This window comes from Vibrio maerlii (assembly GCF_003415655.1).
In the GTDB taxonomy this organism is placed as follows: Bacteria; Pseudomonadota; Gammaproteobacteria; order Enterobacterales; family Vibrionaceae; genus Vibrio; species Vibrio maerlii.
In genome coordinates, this window is record NZ_QRHC01000002.1 from 146,070 (window position 1) to 167,107 (window position 21,038).

21 protein-coding genes and 1 pseudogene are annotated in these 21,038 nt (G+C 43.9%); 11 read left to right on the forward strand and 11 right to left on the reverse strand.

All coding sequences use genetic code 11. From position 1 onward, the window contains the following. Positions 1 to 327 precede the first annotated feature (327 nt). Positions 328 to 714, forward strand: coding sequence for a VOC family protein (locus DPF91_RS01590; RefSeq protein WP_117232685.1), 387 nt, complete (start codon positions 328 to 330; stop codon positions 712 to 714). A 60-nt stretch (positions 715 to 774) separates the two neighbouring features. Next, positions 775 to 1,170, forward strand: a complete 396-nt coding sequence (locus DPF91_RS01595) for a helix-turn-helix transcriptional regulator (RefSeq protein WP_117232686.1) — start codon at positions 775 to 777, stop codon at positions 1,168 to 1,170. On the opposite strand, the gene DPF91_RS01600 is transcribed toward DPF91_RS01595, so the two are convergent. Both DPF91_RS01600 and DPF91_RS01605 read right to left on the reverse strand, forming a co-directional pair. Beyond that, positions 1,171 to 2,070 carry a patatin-like phospholipase family protein gene (locus tag DPF91_RS01600; RefSeq protein ID WP_206355527.1) on the reverse strand — a complete coding sequence of 300 codons (900 nt, stop codon included), beginning with the start codon at positions 2,068 to 2,070 and terminating at the stop codon, positions 1,171 to 1,173. It abuts the gene before it with no gap. Between the two features lie 3 nt (positions 2,071 to 2,073). Continuing rightward, the gene (locus DPF91_RS01605) at positions 2,074 to 3,018 is read right to left on the reverse strand and encodes an SDR family oxidoreductase (protein ID WP_117232687.1); all 945 of its coding nucleotides are present in this window, start codon (positions 3,016 to 3,018) and stop codon (positions 2,074 to 2,076) included. 179 nt (positions 3,019 to 3,197) lie between these two features. Between DPF91_RS01605 and DPF91_RS01610 the strand changes: the two genes are divergently transcribed. After that, positions 3,198 to 4,088, forward strand: coding sequence for an AraC family transcriptional regulator (locus tag DPF91_RS01610; RefSeq protein ID WP_117232688.1), 891 nt, complete (start codon positions 3,198 to 3,200; stop codon positions 4,086 to 4,088). Between the two features lie 170 nt (positions 4,089 to 4,258). Then, complete coding sequence (locus tag DPF91_RS01615; protein WP_117232689.1) at positions 4,259 to 4,924, forward strand: fibrobacter succinogenes major paralogous domain-containing protein; 666 nt, start codon at positions 4,259 to 4,261, stop codon at positions 4,922 to 4,924. 16 nt (positions 4,925 to 4,940) lie between these two features. Here the strand turns inward: DPF91_RS01615 and DPF91_RS01620 are convergent, their stop codons facing one another. Then, a complete protein-coding gene (locus DPF91_RS01620) occupies positions 4,941 to 5,903 on the reverse strand; it encodes a LysR family transcriptional regulator (RefSeq protein WP_241033738.1) in 963 nt (320 codons plus the stop codon). Positions 5,904 to 6,050: 147 nt separating this feature from the next. On the opposite strand from DPF91_RS01620, the gene DPF91_RS01625 reads away from it, so the two are divergent. Both DPF91_RS01625 and DPF91_RS22205 read left to right on the forward strand, forming a co-directional pair. Beyond that, on the forward strand, positions 6,051 to 7,058 hold the full coding sequence (locus DPF91_RS01625; protein WP_117232690.1) for a DUF1214 domain-containing protein: 1,008 nt from the start codon (positions 6,051 to 6,053) through the stop codon (positions 7,056 to 7,058). Between the two features lie 102 nt (positions 7,059 to 7,160). Beyond that, positions 7,161 to 7,441 (forward strand): annotated as a pseudogene (locus DPF91_RS22205) (GNAT family N-acetyltransferase); the annotation flags it as partial. 23 nt (positions 7,442 to 7,464) lie between these two features. Here DPF91_RS22205 and DPF91_RS01635 read toward each other — a convergent pair. Further along, positions 7,465 to 8,355: a LysR family transcriptional regulator gene (locus DPF91_RS01635; RefSeq protein ID WP_164683985.1), complete on the reverse strand. Its 891-nt coding sequence runs from the start codon at positions 8,353 to 8,355 to the stop codon at positions 7,465 to 7,467. 104 nt (positions 8,356 to 8,459) lie between these two features. On the opposite strand from DPF91_RS01635, the gene DPF91_RS01640 reads away from it, so the two are divergent. Together DPF91_RS01640 and copI are read left to right on the forward strand one after the other, a co-directional pair. Continuing rightward, the gene (locus DPF91_RS01640) at positions 8,460 to 9,761 is read left to right on the forward strand and encodes a serine hydrolase domain-containing protein (protein WP_117233182.1); all 1,302 of its coding nucleotides are present in this window, start codon (positions 8,460 to 8,462) and stop codon (positions 9,759 to 9,761) included. 165 nt (positions 9,762 to 9,926) lie between these two features. Next, positions 9,927 to 10,391, forward strand: a complete 465-nt coding sequence (gene copI / locus DPF91_RS01645) for a copper-resistant cuproprotein CopI (protein ID WP_117233183.1) — start codon at positions 9,927 to 9,929, stop codon at positions 10,389 to 10,391. 64 nt (positions 10,392 to 10,455) lie between these two features. On the opposite strand, the gene DPF91_RS01650 is transcribed toward copI, so the two are convergent. The 5 genes from DPF91_RS01650 to DPF91_RS01670 form a co-directional block, all read right to left on the reverse strand. Beyond that, on the reverse strand, positions 10,456 to 10,923 hold the full coding sequence (locus tag DPF91_RS01650; protein WP_117232692.1) for an ASCH domain-containing protein: 468 nt from the start codon (positions 10,921 to 10,923) through the stop codon (positions 10,456 to 10,458). Between the two features lie 151 nt (positions 10,924 to 11,074). Continuing rightward, a complete protein-coding gene (locus DPF91_RS01655; protein WP_117232693.1) occupies positions 11,075 to 12,685 on the reverse strand; it encodes a BCCT family transporter in 1,611 nt (536 codons plus the stop codon). Between the two features lie 233 nt (positions 12,686 to 12,918). Then, on the reverse strand, positions 12,919 to 13,800 hold the full coding sequence (locus DPF91_RS01660; protein ID WP_117232694.1) for a LysR family transcriptional regulator: 882 nt from the start codon (positions 13,798 to 13,800) through the stop codon (positions 12,919 to 12,921). A gap of 211 nt (positions 13,801 to 14,011) precedes the next feature. Further along, on the reverse strand, positions 14,012 to 14,398 hold the full coding sequence (gloA2, locus tag DPF91_RS01665) for an SMU1112c/YaeR family gloxylase I-like metalloprotein (RefSeq protein WP_117232695.1): 387 nt from the start codon (positions 14,396 to 14,398) through the stop codon (positions 14,012 to 14,014). A gap of 130 nt (positions 14,399 to 14,528) precedes the next feature. Beyond that, on the reverse strand, positions 14,529 to 15,965 hold the full coding sequence (locus tag DPF91_RS01670; protein ID WP_117232696.1) for a PTS transporter subunit EIIC: 1,437 nt from the start codon (positions 15,963 to 15,965) through the stop codon (positions 14,529 to 14,531). Positions 15,966 to 16,224: 259 nt separating this feature from the next. On the opposite strand from DPF91_RS01670, the gene DPF91_RS01675 reads away from it, so the two are divergent. Next, positions 16,225 to 17,424, forward strand: coding sequence for an enolase C-terminal domain-like protein (locus DPF91_RS01675; RefSeq protein WP_117232697.1), 1,200 nt, complete (start codon positions 16,225 to 16,227; stop codon positions 17,422 to 17,424). Between the two features lie 39 nt (positions 17,425 to 17,463). Here the strand turns inward: DPF91_RS01675 and DPF91_RS01680 are convergent, their stop codons facing one another. Continuing rightward, positions 17,464 to 18,177 carry a GntR family transcriptional regulator gene (locus DPF91_RS01680; RefSeq protein ID WP_117232698.1) on the reverse strand — a complete coding sequence of 238 codons (714 nt, stop codon included), beginning with the start codon at positions 18,175 to 18,177 and terminating at the stop codon, positions 17,464 to 17,466. 226 nt (positions 18,178 to 18,403) lie between these two features. Here DPF91_RS01680 and DPF91_RS01685 point away from each other — a divergent pair, with 226 nt between their 5' ends. Next, entirely contained in the window at positions 18,404 to 18,976 is a 573-nt protein-coding gene (locus DPF91_RS01685; protein ID WP_164683987.1) for a DUF4136 domain-containing protein, read from the forward strand. Positions 18,977 to 19,004: 28 nt separating this feature from the next. Here DPF91_RS01685 and DPF91_RS01690 read toward each other — a convergent pair whose 3' ends face one another. After that, positions 19,005 to 19,949 (reverse strand): helix-turn-helix domain-containing protein, encoded by a 945-nt coding sequence (locus DPF91_RS01690; RefSeq protein ID WP_117232700.1) that lies wholly within the window; start codon positions 19,947 to 19,949, stop codon positions 19,005 to 19,007. A 133-nt stretch (positions 19,950 to 20,082) separates the two neighbouring features. Between DPF91_RS01690 and DPF91_RS01695 the strand changes: the two genes are divergently transcribed. Further along, on the forward strand, positions 20,083 to 21,036 hold the full coding sequence (locus tag DPF91_RS01695) for a LysR family transcriptional regulator (protein WP_117232701.1): 954 nt from the start codon (positions 20,083 to 20,085) through the stop codon (positions 21,034 to 21,036). Positions 21,037 to 21,038 lie beyond the last annotated feature (2 nt).

Consider the following 21,038-nt stretch of genomic DNA (forward strand, 5'->3'; position numbering starts at 1 on the left):
AGAGGCTTTGATGTGTAGCTAGCCTACATGAGAAGCCGATAACGCAGTAGAAATGAAGCACAAACGCTGCCCGAAGGGTTCGGCTAAAATCGTTTTATGCTTTGTTAAGGGGTATTTACTTAGAGTGACTAGGCTACACACCCCTTGCCGCGCCTAAAACGATTTTATCTCGAACAAAATTTAACCTCGAAAGGTCAACAGACCCTAGTATCAGGCTTTTTATTCTCACACATTCCTCGATCTATACTTACTCAAGCAATCTAGAATAAGTTATTTGCTGGGTATTGCTTATGATGTGTTTACGTTAAACGACAAGGGCAACGAACAATGAGAATCACAATTACCAGCGTACCTGTAAACGACCAAGACAAGGCATTAGACTTTTATACCAATGTATTAGGGTTCATTAAAAAGAAAGAAGTACCACTTGGCGAACATAAATGGCTGACGGTTGTTTCACCCCAAGAGCAAGCCGGAGTTGAACTGCTTTTGGAGCCAATGGCTTTTGCACCAGCCAAGCAGTATCAAAATGCCCTAAAGGAAGCGGGAATACCTTGGACAACCTTTGAAGTGGATGACGTTCAGAGCGAATACGAACGACTAATCCAGCTTGGAGTTAAGTTCTCTATTACGCCACGTGAAGCGGGCAATGTTATGATTGCGGTACTGGACGATTCGTGCGGCAACTACATTCAGATAATGCAATTACTGTAAGTACTGGAGTAAAAGGGAGGGCTTAGCTGCTTGTTGAGCACCTAACCAAGAAGTCTAACTATGCCTAAGAAAACCTTCTATGAACAGGAACTGGAACGCTTATACGGTGATGCATCAAAGCCAAATAAGCACCTCACCCTTGTTCGGCAATCTAAAGCATTCATGGAACAATATTACGCAGAACAGCTCGAACTCAACGACCTAGCGAAAGCCGCTTTTATGTCTCGCTTTCACTATGTAAGGATGTTTAAGCAACTCTATGGTTTAACACCAAGAAACTACCTAAGAGACCTACGTATCTCAAACGCTAAAACGCTTCTAAAAGCAGGTAAATCAATTACTGACACCTGCTTTGAGGTAGGCTATGAAAGCGTCACAACTTTCTCAACCACATTTAAGAAATCGACGGGATATTCTCCACGAGAGTTTCAAGAGCAATATATCGACAAGAAATAGTTAACTCGCGTTGCCATCTAAAACCAACGCTTTTATCTGTGGCATCATTTCTTTTGCCGCAAGGTATCCAGCTTCAATCGCCTGTGCTTTCTCATCAAATGCCCCACTACTGCTCGGCTCAAATTTCGGAGCAATCACAACATCTGCGCTGTTTAATTCATCCTGAGACAAACGACAACTTTGCATTCGAAACGCCGCGAGCGTGATCTTGCTAGCAGATATTTCTGGTGTAGTTTGGTTGTGACAATAAATATCAACAGCGATGACCTTTTCAGCCCCTAGCTCTCTTGCGGTGTACACCGGAACAACGCTAAAAACACCACCATCAACCAATATATCGCCCTGATTCTGCACTGGCACAAATGCCCCAGGAATTGTGGACGAAGTTTGAACTGCATGACCAGGGTTACCTGAACGAATCATAACGGTCTCTTGAGTGGTTAGGTTTGTTGCTGTCACTGCTACAGGAGTCGGCATAGCGGCAAGATCATCGTACTCGACTTGAGAGTTAATCCAATCCGACAGCCTTTTACCATTAACTAACCCTTTTGAAGAGACAACAAAGTCAGCGATGTCTGACACACCAACCTCTCCAATGGCCACTTCCATCTTTGTTAAACTCATTCCTGACGCATATAACGTTGCGGCAATTGAACCAGCCGATGTTCCACTGACGACATCAGGCTTGATTCCCTCTTCTTCTAGCGCTTTCAATACTCCCAGGTGCATAAATCCACGAACACCACCGCCACCGAAAGCGACCCCTAGTTCATGCGTGCCACGTTTTAGTGTCGTGGTCGCGTTGAGGTCTTCATAAACATTTGGAGAAGAACAAGCCATTAAGCCCGCTGCGACAATCGAAGCCATCAAGCTTTTTAATATCAATTTTTGTGCACTCATAGCTTACAACCCCCACTCTAGCGAGGTTTTTTCTAGTGATAGATCCCATAGTTGAGAGGCCATTTCTTTATCAAGGGCAACATCATCAAGTTTGTTTTCACCGACAGGGCCCACAGTATTGGCACGTTTCGTTGGACCATAAAGCTTCATAGTTGGTAAGCCTTGCTCTGTCGCACACATCACCTCCGGCCAGGCCCCTCTTTCTGCAGATTGAGCAATAATACGAGACATGATTGACCACATAATCTTATTGAACGTGCTTGCGGTATCCATCAATAAATTGGTGCGAGAAGCGCCAGGATGACAAACATGGACCTCAACTTGTTTACCCGTTGCTTCAATGCGTCGTTGTAATTCATAGCCAAACATTACCTGAGCGAGTTTACTTTGCGCGTAAGAGTCCCAAGCCGTGTATTTGTGATCAAAATTGAGGTCTTCAAACTTAATACGTTTTTGTCCCATCTTGTAAGCGTTGCTGCCAACCATGACGATTCGACCCTTAGACGCTTCGATGCGATCAAACAACAAACCGGTTAGCAAAAAATGACCGAAGTGATTCACTCCTAACTGACTCTCAAAGCCGTCAACAGTCATATCTTGTCTCGGGACCTGTGCAATCGCGCCATTACAGATCAAGGCATCAATCGAGTCGGTGGTTTCTAGCAACTCCTCAGCTGCCCTACGAACCGATGCCATGACGCCAAGATCAATTTGAATGAAGCTCACATCAACGTCTTGCCCTAGTGATTGCTTCAAAACCGCGATAGCAGCCTCAGACTTGTTTGGGTTTCGGTTCATCATCACCACTTTTGCACCTTTTGATAGCAGGATGCGAGAGGCCTCAAGGCCAGCACCGCTGTTCGCTCCAGTAATGACATAGGTCTTGCCCTTGAGCGAACCAATACGCTCTGGAGTCCAGCCTTTTTTGCCAAGTCGTTGAGTTTTCATAATGTGAACCTCGCTAATCTCATTGAACTAATGAATAGCGGTGTAAATTTATTTGCATGCCGCTGTTCGTGGGAGTATCGTTAAGTGGATTTAACTATATATCTCACAAGGCAAGACAAATAGGCGAATTAATCTCTAAAACATGCCTATTTGTATCAAACCTATCATTAAGGAAGAGAATGAAGCAGAAAATCAAACAGCTAGTCGAAAGCCGGATCACTGAAGACGGCATGATCGAATCTGGAATAAAAGGGGTGAGTTTATTTAGAGTGACCCACTCTATCCCTTGTGCACCTGCAGTTTATGAACCAACCGTAGTCGTGATATTGAGTGGTAAGAAAGAAGCTATTCTCGATGGCAATCATTACGTCTACGACAACAGCCAGTACATGTGCTGCACTGTTTCTCTACCCGTTGAGGCGGGGACGCCAGAAGCTTCCCCTGAAGACCCTTTGTTGGGCGTTTATATCTCATTAGATACGAAGGTGATGACAGAATTAGCGATAGAGATGGAAAGCACAACCGGCGCAATCAAGCTGCCGAAAAGTAGCTCTCAACCACCAGGGATGTCGCTGGCTAATTGGGACGATGCCTTCTCAGACGCATTACTAAGATTACTTCAACTCGGTGAAGACACTGCCGATATCGCGATCTTAGGTGAAAGCCGCCTACGCGAGCTCTACTACGCTGTACTGAAAGGTGATGCTGGTATCTCGGCAAGAAGAGCGTTTGGTATCGGTAACGAAATCGCCAAGTCGATTGAATACCTCTCGCTTAATCTGAGTAAGAATGTCACCATCGATGATCTCGCGTCTTTAGTCGGTATGAGCCGAGCGGTTTTCCACCGCAAGTTCAAGCAGGCAACCCAAATGTCCCCTATCCAATTTATGAAATCGATGCGCCTCAACAAAGCTGCAATGAAGATAGCGGCTGGGATGACCGTTAACGAAGCAGCAATGGCCGTTGGGTATGTCAGTTCTTCTCAATTCAGCCGTGAGTTTAAGCGCATGTATGGTCAATCACCCAAACAATGGGGTCAATCAAAGGACCTAATCGAGAGTATTGCCTAATAAGCGCGAGCTACGATGCTCTAGCTTAAAAGTACACATACGATACAAATAGGCAGTTTTTAGAGAGCATTCCGCCTAGTTTAGATACAGAGTGATAGATATAGTAACCTTACAAAGTCAACGAAGGGTTACTTGTCGTGAAAAAGTTCATCTTATCTATAGGAGTCAGTATGGCTATTGCTGCTACAACCTCAGCAAATGACATCAACGAAGCGCTACATCAGTTAAAAGACACGGTGCAGGATGTGGAAGGCAACATCTATCGAACAATCACGATCGGTGATCAAGTTTGGCTTGCAGAAGGATTAAGAAGCACCCAATTCCAAGATGGCACAAATGTGAGATCAGGTGCCATTCCCAAAGATGATGAAGCGAACCTGTTAAAATATGGCCGACTCTATAACTGGCATGACGTCGCCGATGAAAGAAACCTGTGCCCAGAAGGTTGGCGTGTTGCAACCGATGAAGATTGGAAAGTGCTTGAACGAACCATTGGTATGTCTGAAGAAGAGCTTCATCAAGAGGGTTGGCGTGGTGGCGAACATGACCTAGGCTTGCAACTCAAAGAAGCACAAGCGGATGGCCCGTTTAAAAAAGTAGATCAATCGCTCGTCAACAAACACAACTTCTTCGCCAGACCTGCAGGCGTAAAATGGAACGGTTGGTATATCACAGAAGGTGCCTACACCGAGTTTTGGACAGCTAGCAGCGCTTCCAAAAACAAAGGCATTATCCGAACACTGGCTTACTCTTGGTGGAATGCACACAAAGGTGAAATTCGCCGCGCCACTAGCTCAAAAGACTACATGTTCACGGTTCGATGCGTGAAGATATAACTATCTCAAAGAGCATTTACTTTTCGCTACTCCCAATAATTTTGCCCGACAAGTCCTTGATGATGCCCGCCAGCCATTGGTGGGCTTCACTGTTCTCATTTCGAACATGATAAAGCAAGTAGATTGGCAGTCGATACTGCTTGGCCTCTTGCAATGAATAGACTTGAACAAATTCTTCACCAAACCCCGGCAAAGCCTCTAAACCATTCGAACCGAATAAAACACTGTCACTCTCTTTGAGTATCTTAAGTAATGAACCGGCTTGCGCAGTTCGCAAGCTTGGCTTTTGGTGCTGATGAACTAGATCTTGTAGCACTGCGTTGATTGGCATGCGTATCGATTGATGCGCCTCATCTTCCACCAGGTTACCGACCACCGGATATTCCAATACCTGATGGAGTTCCGGAGCGTTAAGGGATAGCAGAGGGTGTCCTGCCCTGACATAGAGGACTGGATAAATATCACCGATATAAGAAGAGCAATACTTCGGAGACTTTAGGTCTTCATAATGAAACGCAAAGTCGATCTGATTATTATCCAGTAATTGAAGAGTATTGCTCTTAATCGTCTCTTCAATCAACCCTACTTGTGGTGCTTGCTCTTGGAGCCTCATGAACAGTTGGGGAATTAGTACTGCCCCAATAAAAGGGGAAACCGAGATTCGAAATGTGTCATCACATGTACTCTCATCAAAAGCACTTCTATTGAGAATACCGGAGAGAAGTGGCAACACCCCGTCCAACTCCTTTTGTAATTGTAACGCTGTGTGCGTTGGAACCAACCCTTTAGCCGTGCGAGTAAACAAAGGATCGTCAAACAGCTCTCTCAGCTTCTTGAGCGAGCGGCTAATAGCGGATTGAGAAACGAACATCTTCTCGGCAACACGAGATACATGCCGCTCCTTAAGCAGTAAATCCAATATGACAAGCAGATTAAGATCGACTCTCGCCAATGATACGTTCGGTTTCTTTGTGCTCACAATTATTCTCTACAGTCATAATTAGTCTTGATTATTAGTTATTAGACGCAAAATGCAAACCTTCATATGATGTGCACACAGGTTGAGCAAAGGAGTGCTGGCTGGTTAAGGATCAATTATTAACTCATTACTTAAATAGGTTTATGTATGAAAGCTTTAATCCCAACACTTCTTCTATCGACGCTAACCATTACCGGTGCACAAGCCGCTATTGCGATTGATGGCAAGGATTATGACTCTACCATTCCAGTCACAATGGAAAATTTTGATGAAGTAGAGGCTGCGGTTAATTTCAATAAGTGGGCAAGCAAGGGCATTAACAACAGCTTGGTACACCTCACTGATTACTACCCTGCAGGCCCTGCTCCAACTATTCGAGCGAACCGAGATACCCTTTATACCGTTGGTTTATACGATAACTCCAAGGGTATCCATATCGAGCAACCAGACAACGACATTTTCCAGTCTGCATTGGTGCTCGATGAAAATGGCTTCGCATTAGATTACGTGTGGACTCCCGGTGGTATTGATGTAAAACCACACGATGGGTTTGTATTGATCATCTTCCGAATCGGTTTAGAAGAAGGCATTGAGAAGGCTCGTGAAGCGCAGAAGACACTGTCAGTCACAAACTTTGGCTCGAATGAGTACATCACCCCAAAATATGACAAAGCGGGACGTGACGCACTTTGGACAAAACTCAATAAGCAGGCGATTGGTTCTGGTATTTTCTTGGAGTACGCATTTAATGAAGAGACGATTGACCCATTAACTCGTTCTCTATCAAACGCAGCGGGCTGGGGCGGGATGGCATTTAGCGTCAATAACTACCAAATGTCAACCAACATTGAAGGCACTCAGTGCATGCAGACCACCTTTGAAGATCCACGTGTTGATGAGTTTTGGTCTTTCACTTTGTATGATGCAGAAGGTTGGTTATTGCCTGTGGGCGACAACGTAATTAACAGTCGAGATGCGGTTCCTAACGAGGATGGGACATTCACCCTTAGTATCAACTGCGGCGATGATGCCATCAACAACATTACAACGGATGGTGTGGATGAGTGGTCAGTCACCTGGAGAACCTACGGCTCAAGTTATAAGGTGAAGTCAGGTCAATGGAACCCAATCCTGGATCTGGAAGCGGTAAACTAATCTAACTGTTCATTCAACGAATAGACACAAACAGCTCTCAACACGAGCTGTTTTGTGTTTTATCATTTGGGTCTGTTGACCTTAATCAACCCAATGCTAACGCTTCCACCAGCGTTGGTTGCTCTAAGAAACAATGAAGTCATTGGTGGATTGGCATAGTCTCGTTTTAAAGAGCCGCTTAATAGCTCGGAGTAATCTGGATTAATGCTTTATATGTTTCACCTGACTGGCGCGGGCAGAGTATCGCGAGCTAGCTCAACCGAGGTGTTATCCAGGTGTCAGAAACCCTTCTAGATCATCTCTATGTTTATACGAATGTAATCCTGCTATACAAGTCTCTAGGTTGGTCGGTGGTTGATGTGGAGAGTGAACCAAACCATTGAGTAACGAGTATCTCGCTCAGCTCTCAATCACTAAGATAGTTTTTTGCAACCTCAGTAACGGTAGTAATAATTTCAGACTCGGTTGGAGAGGCTTCTGAGGATAAGTTGTAAAATAGAATGCAATCTTGGCGCACTATACCTGGTGCTTCTATTACCTCTATCTCTCGTATGTCACCACTGTCGATATGAGGTTGCATTTCTTCGCGAGCAGACACCGTCCAGCCTCTAACTTTTAGTTTCTCAATCAATAACCTCTTACACGACACAACCTCAAAATCACAGCTGATTCTAGTGTGCCTCAGCTCGTTAGAAAGCTCGTTCTCTGGGATGAGCTGCAATTCTATGCCGAGTTCAGCAATCGATACTGGTTTCTCGGCGAGTACAGAGGTGGCAGATGAAAATAAATGAAGTGAATAAGCCCCTAAATTAATGCTTCCAACTCCAGAGTTAGGATGCAAAATTCCATGACCTGGCATAATAGCCAAGAAAGCACTGCCGCTTTCGACATCCTGCAGGCTCTGTTCTCGATCTCTTTGTAGCCAATTAATGATGATGCTGCTGTACCGCTGCTTTACCACTTGATCGATAGCGGTTAGCAGCTGAACGGGCGTTGAGGTGTCATGGTAAAGAGTGATTCGATCAAGCTCTCCCTTGTAGGCGGAAAAAGCGATGTTCTCAAACTCTAAAGACTGCCGAGCAAGCAAACGTGCCCTTGGGTAGAGCTGATGAGCAACGTCTGTCGGTATTGCCTTTTTTCCTTGAATCGTAAACAGCTCAACACCCATTAAATCTTCGAGTGCATTTATTCGCTCTCGGATGGTTGATCGTGCCTTTCCAAGTTCAGAGCTTGCTGCACTAAAGCTTTGCAATTCAAACACTTTTGCAAAGCAAGTGACTTGTTCAATAGAAATCATAATCTTCCTTTGTACGCTTAGGACGTACATTTTGGATTTATATGTTAGAAATTATCACGTTATTCTCAGCGCGTATACCAAGTATCACTTTGGAGATTTCAAGCATGAAGACACAAATCATCACCGCGGTTGTTGCAAGCGCATTATCGGCGACAGCCTTTGCAGACATTAAACCTATGTCTACTGTACCTGCCAAACCAGCAGAACAGGTAACCCTGAGTAACTGGTTAGAACATCCAAACAACCACTGGTCATTTCAGAATATGGGCATTCATCCATCCGTTATGGTGCCTCGTGACGGCGCAATTAGTGAAATCCCGCAAAAACTTTCACCGGAAGTGGTGAATACTAAATTTGCCTATGGCGATGCGGAATATACCTTCAGACAAGCGATGATTAACGACTTTACTGATGGCTTTATTGTGATTAAAGATGGAAAAGTTTTGCATGAAGAGTACTTTGGCGACTTTACACATAAAGACAAACACTTGTGGGCATCTAGTACTAAATCTCTGGTTGGACAGGCGCTTGGCTTACTTGTTGAGCAAGGAAAAGTCGATGTTAATGAGAAAGTGAGCACATATATTGAAGAGCTCAAAGGGACTCACTTTGGTAATCAAACGCTGCGTACAGTACTGAATATGACGTCAGCGCTCAATTACAGTGAAGACTACGTTGATATGTCTCCGGGAGAGGTGCATTTTGAGTATTTCCGCCGTCTAGGCTTTATGCCCGCTTACGATTTGATGGCAATTGACCCAACCCAAGATGACACCCCAAGAGGTCTACTTGGATTCGCGGGAATGTTTGAGCAGGCAGAAGGGCTAGACGTTAACTCTACCTTTGAATATCACAGCCCAAATGTAGATGTCATTGGCTGGGTTATCGCGAGAGTGTCTGGGCAACCTTTGAATGAATTCATCGCGGATAATATTTGGAACAAGCTTGGTGCCGAGCATGGGGCTATGTTTAGTACCGATATTGCTTACAACCCAATCGCCACCGGTGGTTATAGCACTACACTGCGTGATTTTGCGAGAGTTGGCCTTGCGATGGTGAACAACGGCGAATACAACGGTGAGCAAGTCTTTTCGGAGCAATGGGTTAAAGATTCGTTTAACGTAGATGACCATGATCGCACCATGATGATGAACAGCGTTTACAAGGCGGAAGACGGGGCTGTGTATGACCCGCATCTAGAAGGGTATAAGAATTTCTTGTGGGTACATAACTCCGAGAAAAATATTGCGACTTATCGTGGTGTGTTTGGGCAGTTCCTCTACATCAACCAAGATAGAAACGTTGTGATTGCGACATTCTCTTCTGCCGACAGCGCGTCTAATGCTGCAAGAGAAACATCAAAAATCAGAGTTCAAGCCTTTGAGTCATTAGCTGAAACTTTGTAGTCATTAAGCAACAAGCTAACTGCTAAAAGAATCGCTTTGTCCTTAATTAGGATAAAGCGATTTTATGTTATCCAGCACAACAACAAACGATGCCGTTTTGGTTTTATGGCTTGTTAACGTTAATCAGTAATAACCGTGGATATATTTGAATTCTTGCTTGAGCGCATGAAGCATGAAGGGATGGACCACAGCTCGATGAACCACGAGAGCATGGACCACAGCAAGATGGATCATTCGATGATGGATATGGAAGGTATGTCCGCAGTTGGTATGCCAGCAATGGGTGCTAAGCCAGACAAAGTAGTACACGTGCTTTTAAAGGATGATATGACCATCACGTTTAAAAAAGAGGTAAAGATTGAGCCGAACGATGTGGTTCAGTTCGTTGTTATGAACCTTGGCAAGCAAGAGCATGAAGTCGCGATTGGCTCTGCTCAGGAACAGTTAGAGCACCGAGAGATGATGAAGAAAATGAGCAATCACGACCATGATATGGGGAACGCTGTCACCGTTCAACCAGGTAAAGCGAAGCAGTTGTTGTGGCACTTCCATGGTGATAACGCGGTAGAGTTTGCGTGTAACATCCCAGATCATGCAGAAGCGGGCATGGTTAAGAAGATTAATCTGTAAACTATGTGAAAAATGAGGTAGCCCCGGCTACCTCTATAATTACTCAGGTAGACATTTTTGCTATTCAAGCACGATATACCACCCTAAATCGCTCTAAAGTCAGCAACATTTCTTCACTCGGTTCAATACCAAGCTCTTGGCATTCATTAGCAAAAAACTGCCAGTGGGCATTTCGCCACCACTCTAACGATTTATCCCCTTCCCCTTCAGCAGCTGCAAAATCAGCAGTCACTTGATTATAGGCACATTGGTTCACAGAGGTGAGTTCGATAATACAAACCGGTTCACCATCCCATTTCGTCACAACTTGAAGGTGCCCGACTGTTGGCCTTAACTCACCCTCATGACTGTACCAGTAATCTAGGCTGCATGATGCGGTTTTTTCACCGCGAAGAATCAAGTCTGCACAAATATTAGCGTTCTCTTCATCCGCACAAAAATAGTCCGAGCTGAACGAAGTGTATTGTAAACGCTTTTCTTCCGTAAGCGATTCAAGGTATTGATTTAAATATTGTTGGCTTCTTACGTCCATGTGTATTCCCAATTGGTATTCCTTTTTCATAACAGGAAACAATATACAGAAACGACGGCGGGTTCATACACTTTTCCTACTTGTGCATACAAAAAGGCCCCAGTGTAGTTAACTACACTGGGGCGCTTATTCAACTTAAATCAAAGAAGAATTAACCTTCCTTGGTTGCACTCGCAGCAGCTTGTGGTTGATCTACTTCTGTTAGTAGACCTTTTATCAAGCTCACACAGCCGAGTACTAGAATCACTGTGAATGGCAGTGCAGCAATAATCGTAATTGATTGCAGCGCTTGAATCGATTCAGTACCACCAATCCAAAGCATAACCATCGCGATAGCACCTGAAATAAGTGCCCAGATAACCTTCTGCTTCACTGGTACTTCAAGCTTACCGCCAGCTACCATGCCATCGATAACAATCGAACCTGAATCTAGCGTCGTTACGAAGAATACAACGATCAGAACAACCGCAATAATCGACAAAATATCACCAAACGGGAACGCCTCTAGCATGTAGAACAGGCTTAGAGATACGTCAGCAATACCTTGATCAAGACCAAGCTTACCCACTTTGTCCATTACTTGTTGAATCGCAACACCACCAAATACTGACATCCAAGCCGTTGTCACCATAGTTGGAATAATCAATACACACATTAAGAATTCACGAACAGTACGGCCTTTCGAGATACGCGCAACAAACATACCGAAGAAAGGCGCATACGCTACCCACCAAGCCCAGTAGAATACAGTCCAACCGTGAAGCCATGTTGTATCTTCACGACCAGCCGTTTGGCTTAGTGGAATAAGGTTCTTCACATAACCCGTCACCGCAGTGGCAACTGAGTCTAGTACCGTTGTGAAATTAAGAACGGCAATCAGAGCAAGGAACACAAAAGCAATAACCATATTAAGGTTACTTAGGAACTTAACACCACCGTCCATACCGCGAAGTACAGAGATAATCGCTAAGCCCATGATCAGCACAATGATCCCTTGCTGTAAGTAAAGACCGTTATCAAAGCCAAATACGTGGCTGATACCACTTGCCGCTTGAGAGCCACCTAAACCAAGTGATGTTGCCAGACCAAATAGCGTTACCAGAACCGTCATTACATCGATGAAGTCACCGACTTTGCCCCAAACACGATCACCAAGCAGTGGGTAGAAAACTGAACGCATCGAGAGCGGCAGGCCTTTGTTATACACAAAGTAAGCAAGACAGAGTGCTGCCATACCATAGATAGCCCAAGCGTGCAGACCCCAGTGGAACACTGTTGCACCTAGTGCTAATTCACGACCTTCTGCAGTAAATGGCTCTGCGCCTAGAGGTGTACCGAACCAGTTAGTGAAGAACGCGGTTGGCTCTGCCACACCCCAGAAGATAAGACCGATGCCCATACCTGCAGCAAATAGCATCGCAATCCATGAAGCCATGGAATAATCTGCCGTCGCATCTTCACCGCCCAAACGGATTTTACCTAGAGGAGAAAGTGCCAGACCAGCAGCAAGAATAAGGAATAAGTTGCCTCCCCACATAAATAGGAAGTCGAAATTCGCGAGCACCGAGCCTTTGACTGAATCAATTGCAGCCTTGGCATTTTCGGGTGCCATCATCAACAGTGTGACGATAAATAAGATAGAAAGACCTGCGGACGCAGTAAAGACGGTATTGTGGACATCCATGCCCCATTTATTGATGTTATCTTGACCAACTTGATAATCGGTAGATTCGATACTGTATTTGTTTGATTTAAAACTCATAAACTATGATGTTTAAATATCCAACTCAATGAATATAAAAGACCAACTCCATATGTTATTTACGACTGATTGGCACGCTGCAACCTATTGGAGTTCATGGGTTTTCCATCCATTCAAACTAATAGCCGAGCCTCTTTGCTCAATCCCGAAGCGCGAATCATATCACAAAATGAGCTATAAATGGGCGCTTGCTCTCAAAAAACAATCAAACTGGAGAACTCACAGCCAATTTACTAAGCAGTTTCAAAACAAGATCTCAGCCATTTATGAACAGGATCAGCACTTCGGTTTTGATGCCAATATAAGCTGATAGATGGCTTGGTGTAGTGGAATGGTAATGGATAAACCTTTATTTCATTTTCATTGAAACAGCAACTTAGTAACGATTTAGGGAGCGTCGCTAGCCAACTAGAATGGTGAATAGAATCGGCAAAATCCTGAATAGTATTGAGTTTTCTTGCAACCTTTCGTTGTTCAAAGTAAGGGCTGTGGGAAAGGGCTAATAAATTCCTTTTATGGCCATCCCTCGCTAGCATAATATGCTTACTTTTTAGAAACTCATTGAGTGTTAGATCGCCCGTAAACTGGTCATTCCCCTGACTGCACACAACACACAGTTCATCTTCCCAGATAGGCTTACTGTTTAAATTCGAATGTGCTCCAGTGATATCAAGGATAAGATCGATACGTTTCTCGCGAATTTCACTCGCCATCTCCCCCTTGGCATTCACAACCTCAATAACACAGTCGGGTGCCATGGATTGAATCTTTTTCATCACTGCGGGCAAGAGAAACACACTAGCGATGTTCATCGAAGCTATACGAAAAGTGTAATCACACTCTTGCGGCGAAAAATCGGAAGTTTCCGGCAAAGTACTTAAAATGGAGTCATACGCTGCTTTATAACGATAGTAGATATCATTGGCGATGGGTGTAGGTTCCATTTTGTGAGAACGTCGTTCAAACAACAAATCGTTGTATTCAGCACGTAAATTCTTGAGGTGAGCGCTCAAGCTTGGTTGGGAGACGTCTAAACGTTCTGCAGCTCGAGTTAAGCTCTTCTCTTCATAAATGGCTATAAAATAATACACCAGATTCAAGTTGAACTTCTTCATGCTTCACAATGACTTAAACGTAATAATAAAAGCCAAAAATACGCATTACGATTTGCTGAATTGTTAGCACTATGACAGAAGAGCGTCAATTTACCCACCGTGATGACATCGAGCCTGATATAAGAAAATCCTATGTCTTCAATCGAAAAGAGGCATCACTTTGTTCATTCTGCTTAAAGTGATGGCTCTACTTCAATTGTTTTTCAGGCTGCTACTTTTCGTACAGCTCTAATGGCAGACCGTCAGGATCTTTAAAGAAAGTGTATGGCTTGCCTGTATACTCGTCGATTCGAATCGGCTCAACTTCCACTCCACAAGATTCTAAGTAGTCGACATATTCTTCGACCGACTCAACAATAAATGCCAAGTGTCTCAGCCCCCTAGCCTCCGGTGTCGTTGGTCTTTCTGGCGGCTCCGGAAACGAAAACAGCTCAATCTGGTTACCATTCGGCAGCTCCAGGTCCAACTTATAGGACTGTCTCATCGCACGATAATTTTCGGCCAAAACCTTCAAGCCTAAGATCTCGGTGTAAAACGCTTTAGATACCTGGTAATCCGAACAAATAACTGCGACGTGGTGAATGCCTTCCAATTGCATGCTTTGCCTTTCCTCTATGAAATCAAGTTTCTCTTTTGGGCAATTTTACATACAAAAACGAGCTTGTGCCTAACCATCTTTGTGGTTGAAAGGTTCAAGCTCGTTTTAAGCTAAGGTCTAGTAATTCGGTTTACTTGTTATCTACACGAACAAACATCGTTGTCAGAGCAAATGACAGAGCAAACACACCGACTACACCAACAACCGCTTGGATGAAGTTCTGAGTACCACTCGCCAGGTAAGCAGGAAGACTGAATACAGACGATAGAATGTAGCTTGTTAGGTGAGTATCAATCGTCACTGAGATTGCGCCTACGATACCTGCCGCTAAGCTCGCCATGAACAGTGCTTTTGTGTACTTAGTGAGAACACCGAATAATGCAGGCTCTGTGATACCTAGAATCGCTGTGATACCAGAACCAACCGTTACTGAAGATTGCTCTTTAGAAACCGTTTTACGTTGCTTGTACCATACCGCCATGGTCGCGCCAGCAATCGCTAGGTTACCTAGACACATGATAGGCATCAGTAGGTCTTTGCCGTACAGTGCGAAGTTGTTCAAGCTGATTGGCGTCATACTGTGGTGAATACCAAATACAATCGTAATAGGACGAGTTAGACCAAATACAAAGCCCGTTAGTGTTGGAGAGATCTCGAGCAGTGAGCTTACTACCCAACCCGCGCCGTTACTTAGCCACATGCCTGCTGGCGCAACAAACGACAGAACAACCGTCGATGTTACCGTGAACGCTAATAGCGGTGTAAATACAGGCTTAGCTGAAGTTGGAACCAAGCGGTCAACCATAGGTGTGATCTTAGATAGCACCCATACAGCAAGAATTGCAGGTACAATCGCACCGCCGTAGCCAAGGAGTTCGATTGGCACCACGCCGAACACGCTTAACTCAGGGTTCGCACCCACTTCTTTAAGCTGAGCTGCTTTTTCAAGTAGCTTCGGTGACAACATTGCAGACGCGACAGCCAGAGCGATGTACTCATTTACCTTGAACACTTTCGCAGCCGAAAACGAAACCAGCATAGGAAGGAAAAAGAACACAGCAACAGAGATCGATCTAAAGAAAAAGACTGTGTCTGAACTTTCAGAGATAACATTGGTTGCGATTAAGCCCGAAAGTAGACCCATCAACATACCCGCACCAGCAATCGCAGGCACTACAGGACCGAAAATACCTGCTACGATGCGCATCGCGTTTTGAAATAACTTGCCTTTTTCAGCTTCAATTTCAGTATCGTCAGCGGTGCTTTGTGCTGCACCAGACAATGCGTTGTACCATTTCTCAACATCAACACCGATAACGACTTGAGTTTGGCCTTGTGCCAGAACTACGCCCTTCACACCTTTCACTTTTTCCAGCGCATCTTTGTCCGCTAGGTCTTCATTCGCCAGTTTGAAACGCAAGCGAGTCATACAGTGAGTGATATTGACGATATTTTCATTACCGCCAAGTGCCTGAACTAATTGATCTAATTGTTCGTCCATACCACTTTTTCTTTTTGATGATGCAGCGTGTAAAAGGACATCATTATTCTTTTCGGTTAATTCCATGAGAGCACCTTTAAGCTTCGTTATTTGTTGAGCACATCATATCGGGCAGTGATATTAATCCAATCACAAAAAAAGCGACTTTTGTCACACAAAATATCCCAAACTGTCAATTTTAAGTAAATTTCGGCGATTGGTTTGTTTTTCATTTAAAAAACCAACTTAAAGCGAACCAGTTATTTTTTGTTGAATTTTACCCCTTGAAAAGCCGTTCTTTTCGAGGTTATATAAAAATAAATCAACCCGTTTTGAGTTTAAAATCATGACTACAAATATCATTTCGAATATTGAATGTATTATTACAAAACCAGATAGACATAATCTGATCACCGTTATTGTTGAGACCGAATCGGGTATTACTGGTTATGGTTGTGCCACATTCCAACAGCGTCCAATCGCAGTCAAAACCATGGTCGATGAGTACATTAAACCATTGGTCATTGGTCGTGATGCCAACAACATTGAAGACCTGTGGCAGATGATGATGGTCAACGCATACTGGCGTAATGGCCCCGTCATCAACAACGCAATTTCTGGTGTCGATATGGCGCTGTGGGATATCAAAGCGAAGAAAGCGGGTATGCCTTTACACCAACTGTTTGGTGGTAAATCTCGCGACGCGATTGCCTGTTATACCCATGCCACCAGCGACACAATGGAAGGCTTGTATGAGCAAGTAGAACAGTTCATGGAGCAGGGTTACAAGCATATTCGCTGCCAGCTTGGTTTTTATGGTGGTGTGCCAGAGAACCTTCATGCAACAGAAAATCCAACTCAGGGTTCATACTACGACCAAGACCAATATATCGAGAACACGGTTAACATGTTTAAAGACCTTCGTGAGAAATATGGTAACCAATTCCATATTCTTCATGATGTGCATGAGCGCTTATTCCCAAACCAAGCGATTCGCTTTGCTAAAGAAGTCGAAAAATATTCGCCATACTTTATTGAAGATATTCTTCCACCGAGCCAAACAGAATGGCTTGATAATATTCGTAATCAAACCTCGGTTTCACTCGCATTAGGGGAATTATTTAATAATCCTGAGGAGTGGAAGCAGGTCATTATTAACCGTCGTATCGACTTTATCCGCTGCCACGTATCGCAGATCGGTGGTATTACACCGGCGTTGAAGCTAGGTCATTTATGTGAAAGTTTCGGTGTCCGTATTGCTTGGCACTGCCCGCCTGATATGACTCCGATTGGCGCGGCAGTAAATACTCACTTAAATGTTCACCTGCACAATGCTGCTATCCAAGAACACGTCCATTACAAAGAGAATACTCGTAAGGTATTCCCAAATGCAGCCGAGCCGAAAAACGGTTACCTGTATGCGTCAGAAGAGATTGGTATTGGCGTAGAAATGGATCGTGCAGCAGCGCTAGATTTCCCAGTTGAATATCGTCCGCATGAATGGACTCAAAGCCGCTTGCCGGATGGCTCTATCCACACACCATAGAACAGTAACCACTTACTTTTCATACAAAAACGACCGCTTTTAGCGGTCGTTTTGATCTCGATACTGCAAACTTTCACTGTTGAATTTAGTGTGATAAGTACACTGGTAATTGATGTCCAAGATGTCACTGACCACAAAGACCTCACCACTTTTTAGAAAGCCTCGGTTGGTGATATTCATCGCCGAACTTGAACGCTTGCAACCCAAGAAGTTAGCGTCTTCAGCAGAAAGGCTTACCGCTTGATAAGTTGTTAGGTAGCTATCGATCTCTAACCCCAGCGACAGCGCATACTTTTGAAGAGAGCTCTCCACATTCTCATTCGTCATTTTTGGGAATAAAGAAAACGGTAATCGCGCTTCTTCTATCTGGGTGATTTTATCCTGAACTAAACGTAGACGTTTAATGTTCCAGATATACTCATCTTCATTGATAGAAAATACTTGCATTTCATGAGTAGTAGGCAATCTTTTATTAATCTTTATCTTCTTATATGAAATTTCACCAAACTTATTCTCGGTAATTGAGTTATAAATAAGCGGTGACTCCATAATTGACGTGTTAACAAAGTAACCAGAGCCGACTTTCGACTTTACCATTCCAATTGCTTCTAATTTCGCCATCGCTTTTCGAACAGAAAATCTCGACAAATCATATTTTTCCGCTAACTCTCGTTCAGAGGGCAATTTATGATCAATCACATTCTGGCAAATTTTACTCACGATATCTTGAACTAGTATTTCGTATTTTTTCATAAGAAGTCGAAGCCATAGGAAGGATATATAACCATAATTCTACGTCATCCACATTATGACCACCAGATAAAGTCCAGCAAAGATAGAAGCAATTTGAGCCGAACACGACACAGAACGTTAAGAGATTAAAAAACCGACACTTTTAAGGGGTTTTAACCTCGAAATGTCATCAAACTGCTACACTCAACGTGTATCTCTCTATTCATCAGGCGAAAAGGAACATTCATTGAAGAAAAGTAAGCTAATCATTGCCTTAACCCTCAGTACTCTCATTGGCTGTACCCAACAAGCCACTCTTCCGTCTGTACAATACGCCGTTGCTCAAAGTGGTGATGTGCAATTCTTGAAACAAGGTTTAAAGCATTACGCCTTTGCACCAAAAACAGGTACCGCATTTACCCGAGATTCGCAACTTGGTGAGCAGGCTAGTCAGGTCTTTTCACAACATATTGAGGACGTGCTGACGGAAAAAGGCTATGTGAGAGTCGATAACCCCGCATCAGCACAGTTTATAGTGGCGTTTGGTTTGGCTTCCAGTGATGCACTTGATGACGAGCAAATCTTTCAACGAACTCAACTCGATACCGGTGTCACTCAGTTTCCGATCGACGGTGAATTAACCAGAGATAAGGGCACTTTTGCCGTCGCCTTTTACACCCCAAAAAATGCGCTACCATTTTGGAGAGCTCTAGCACAGGCCGCTACTGATGGTGATGCGTCGAACACAGAATGGCAAGAACGCACCAAACAAATTGTCGGCTCGGTTTTCAATCAGGTTCCCTACAATAAAAACTGGTAGTTGGCACCTCTACACCATCGGGATTCAACTAGCGAATAAACAGCTGCTTCGGCGTTTGACCATGCAAATTCTTGATAAATCGACTGAAGTGACCCACAGACGAGAAGTGAAGCTCTGCCGCAACATCTGTAATGCTAAACCCCTGACGAACAAGCTCTCTCGCTCTGGATGTAAGAATGCTCGCTCTTGCTTGCACAAATGAAGATGATTCATTCTTTAAACGACGCTGAATCGTTCTTGATGGAATAGAAGTCATGGAAGAAGCAACTTGCAGCGTGACATCGAAATCGGCAACAAGCGATGTCATCACAACTTCTAGCGAGCGAGTGAAACTGCGCATCTCGACCATTTCCACTCGGTCTTGCACAACCAAGCCATCATCAAGTTCAATACCTGTTTCATTTTGAGAGAAACGTAAAGAGATATTACCTTGGTACATTTCCCATAGTGCACAATGAGCCGCCTCACAGCTTTCGGCTTTGAAATGGCAAACCACATTGCTGTTAGCCATCATCTTTGAACCTAATAACTCTAGAGCCAATACAACAAAATAGACTTCACTTAGAGGGTATTTTTGACCAAACGAGTGAATCACATCGAAGACAAACCTTGGCTTGGTAAACAAAGTTTTCATCCCTAATTTGAAGCCAGAGATATAAGGCTTGGAGCTCTCAATCGCCTCGAAAATCATAGCGTCAATGGATCTCGCATGATGCGCAGATGTTTTAGAAATTTTAGGTAAGATATGTTTTTGCGAAGAACGTTTGATTGCTCCTAAAAGCTCAACGTAGCCATAACATTCATGAGCAATGCTCAAGAGTCTTTCTAGGCTTAAGAACGAAACATATTTGTCTTCTTCATTCGCCGGCGTAGGACAAAAAGCCTCTTGATAGAGCTTGAGTTTTTCTTCACGAGTTCCCTGTAGTTCGTTTACCAATCCTTCGACATAAAACAGATGAATCATCGGAATCATTTTGTTTATCTCATTGAGATGATAATGGTTTTAACTTGTCCGCTCTGTTCAGCGGATGTATAAAATTTACCCTTGTATTAGCATGCATTCCAATGTATTTATTAAATGACTGATATAACTTTGGTGCATGCTCATGGTGACATTGGAACAACAGCTCTCGCGATTGGATCTCAACCTACTGGTTTCGTTAAGTGTTTTACTCAAAGAAAAAAATGTCACGCGAGCCGCGCAGACACTGTATCTCTCGCAACCCGCTATGAGCCGTACATTAGGTAGGCTCAGAGACCTTTTTGATGACCCACTGTTCTATCGTGAGTCCAATGGCCTGGTTCCAACACAAAAGGCATTAGAGCTGCAGCAGCCGCTAGAAGAGTTGCTACGTAGCATGCAGAGCTTAGTGGCCAAATCTGCTTTCACACCCGATAAATGTGACCAAACTTTTGTGTTGTCTACACCACCATTGATGAGCACATTTCTTTGTATCCCACTTGCTATGGAGCTTAACAAACAGGCTCCACTCGCGAGTTTGGTTGAGTTTCCCGTTGCCAAAGAACCGGTACAGCAATTGGCTTCGCGCGATGTAGATTTCTCCATACATATAGAAGAGCCAGCCAATAGTATTGAATTCCCAAGCCAAAAGTTAGGCTCAACCTACCCTGTCTTTTATGTGGCACACAACCACCCACTTACCAAGGCAAAGAAGGTGAAGCTAGAGGATTGCTTCAAATATCGCTTTGTAGATATGAGTCTGGATATTCGCTCATCCTTCGGCCTTAGCAACCCAGTGGATATCCTACTGGCGAAAAAAGGTATCGAGCGAGATATCGTATTTAAGAGTGGGCAGCTCATGACCTTAGTCGAAGTCATGCAACAAACTGACGCCATCATGGTTTCGACTCATAGGCTTACCAAGCTCGATGGCATGGAAGAAAAGCTGGTGCCTGTCTATGCTATCGATGACGACCCAAATTTTATTGTGGATATTTATCTGATCGAACACAAAAGAACAGCGACTAGCGCGGCCCATAATTGGTTTAAACAACTTATCATTTCAACGATTCAAGATAAGATATTTAGCGATACTTAACG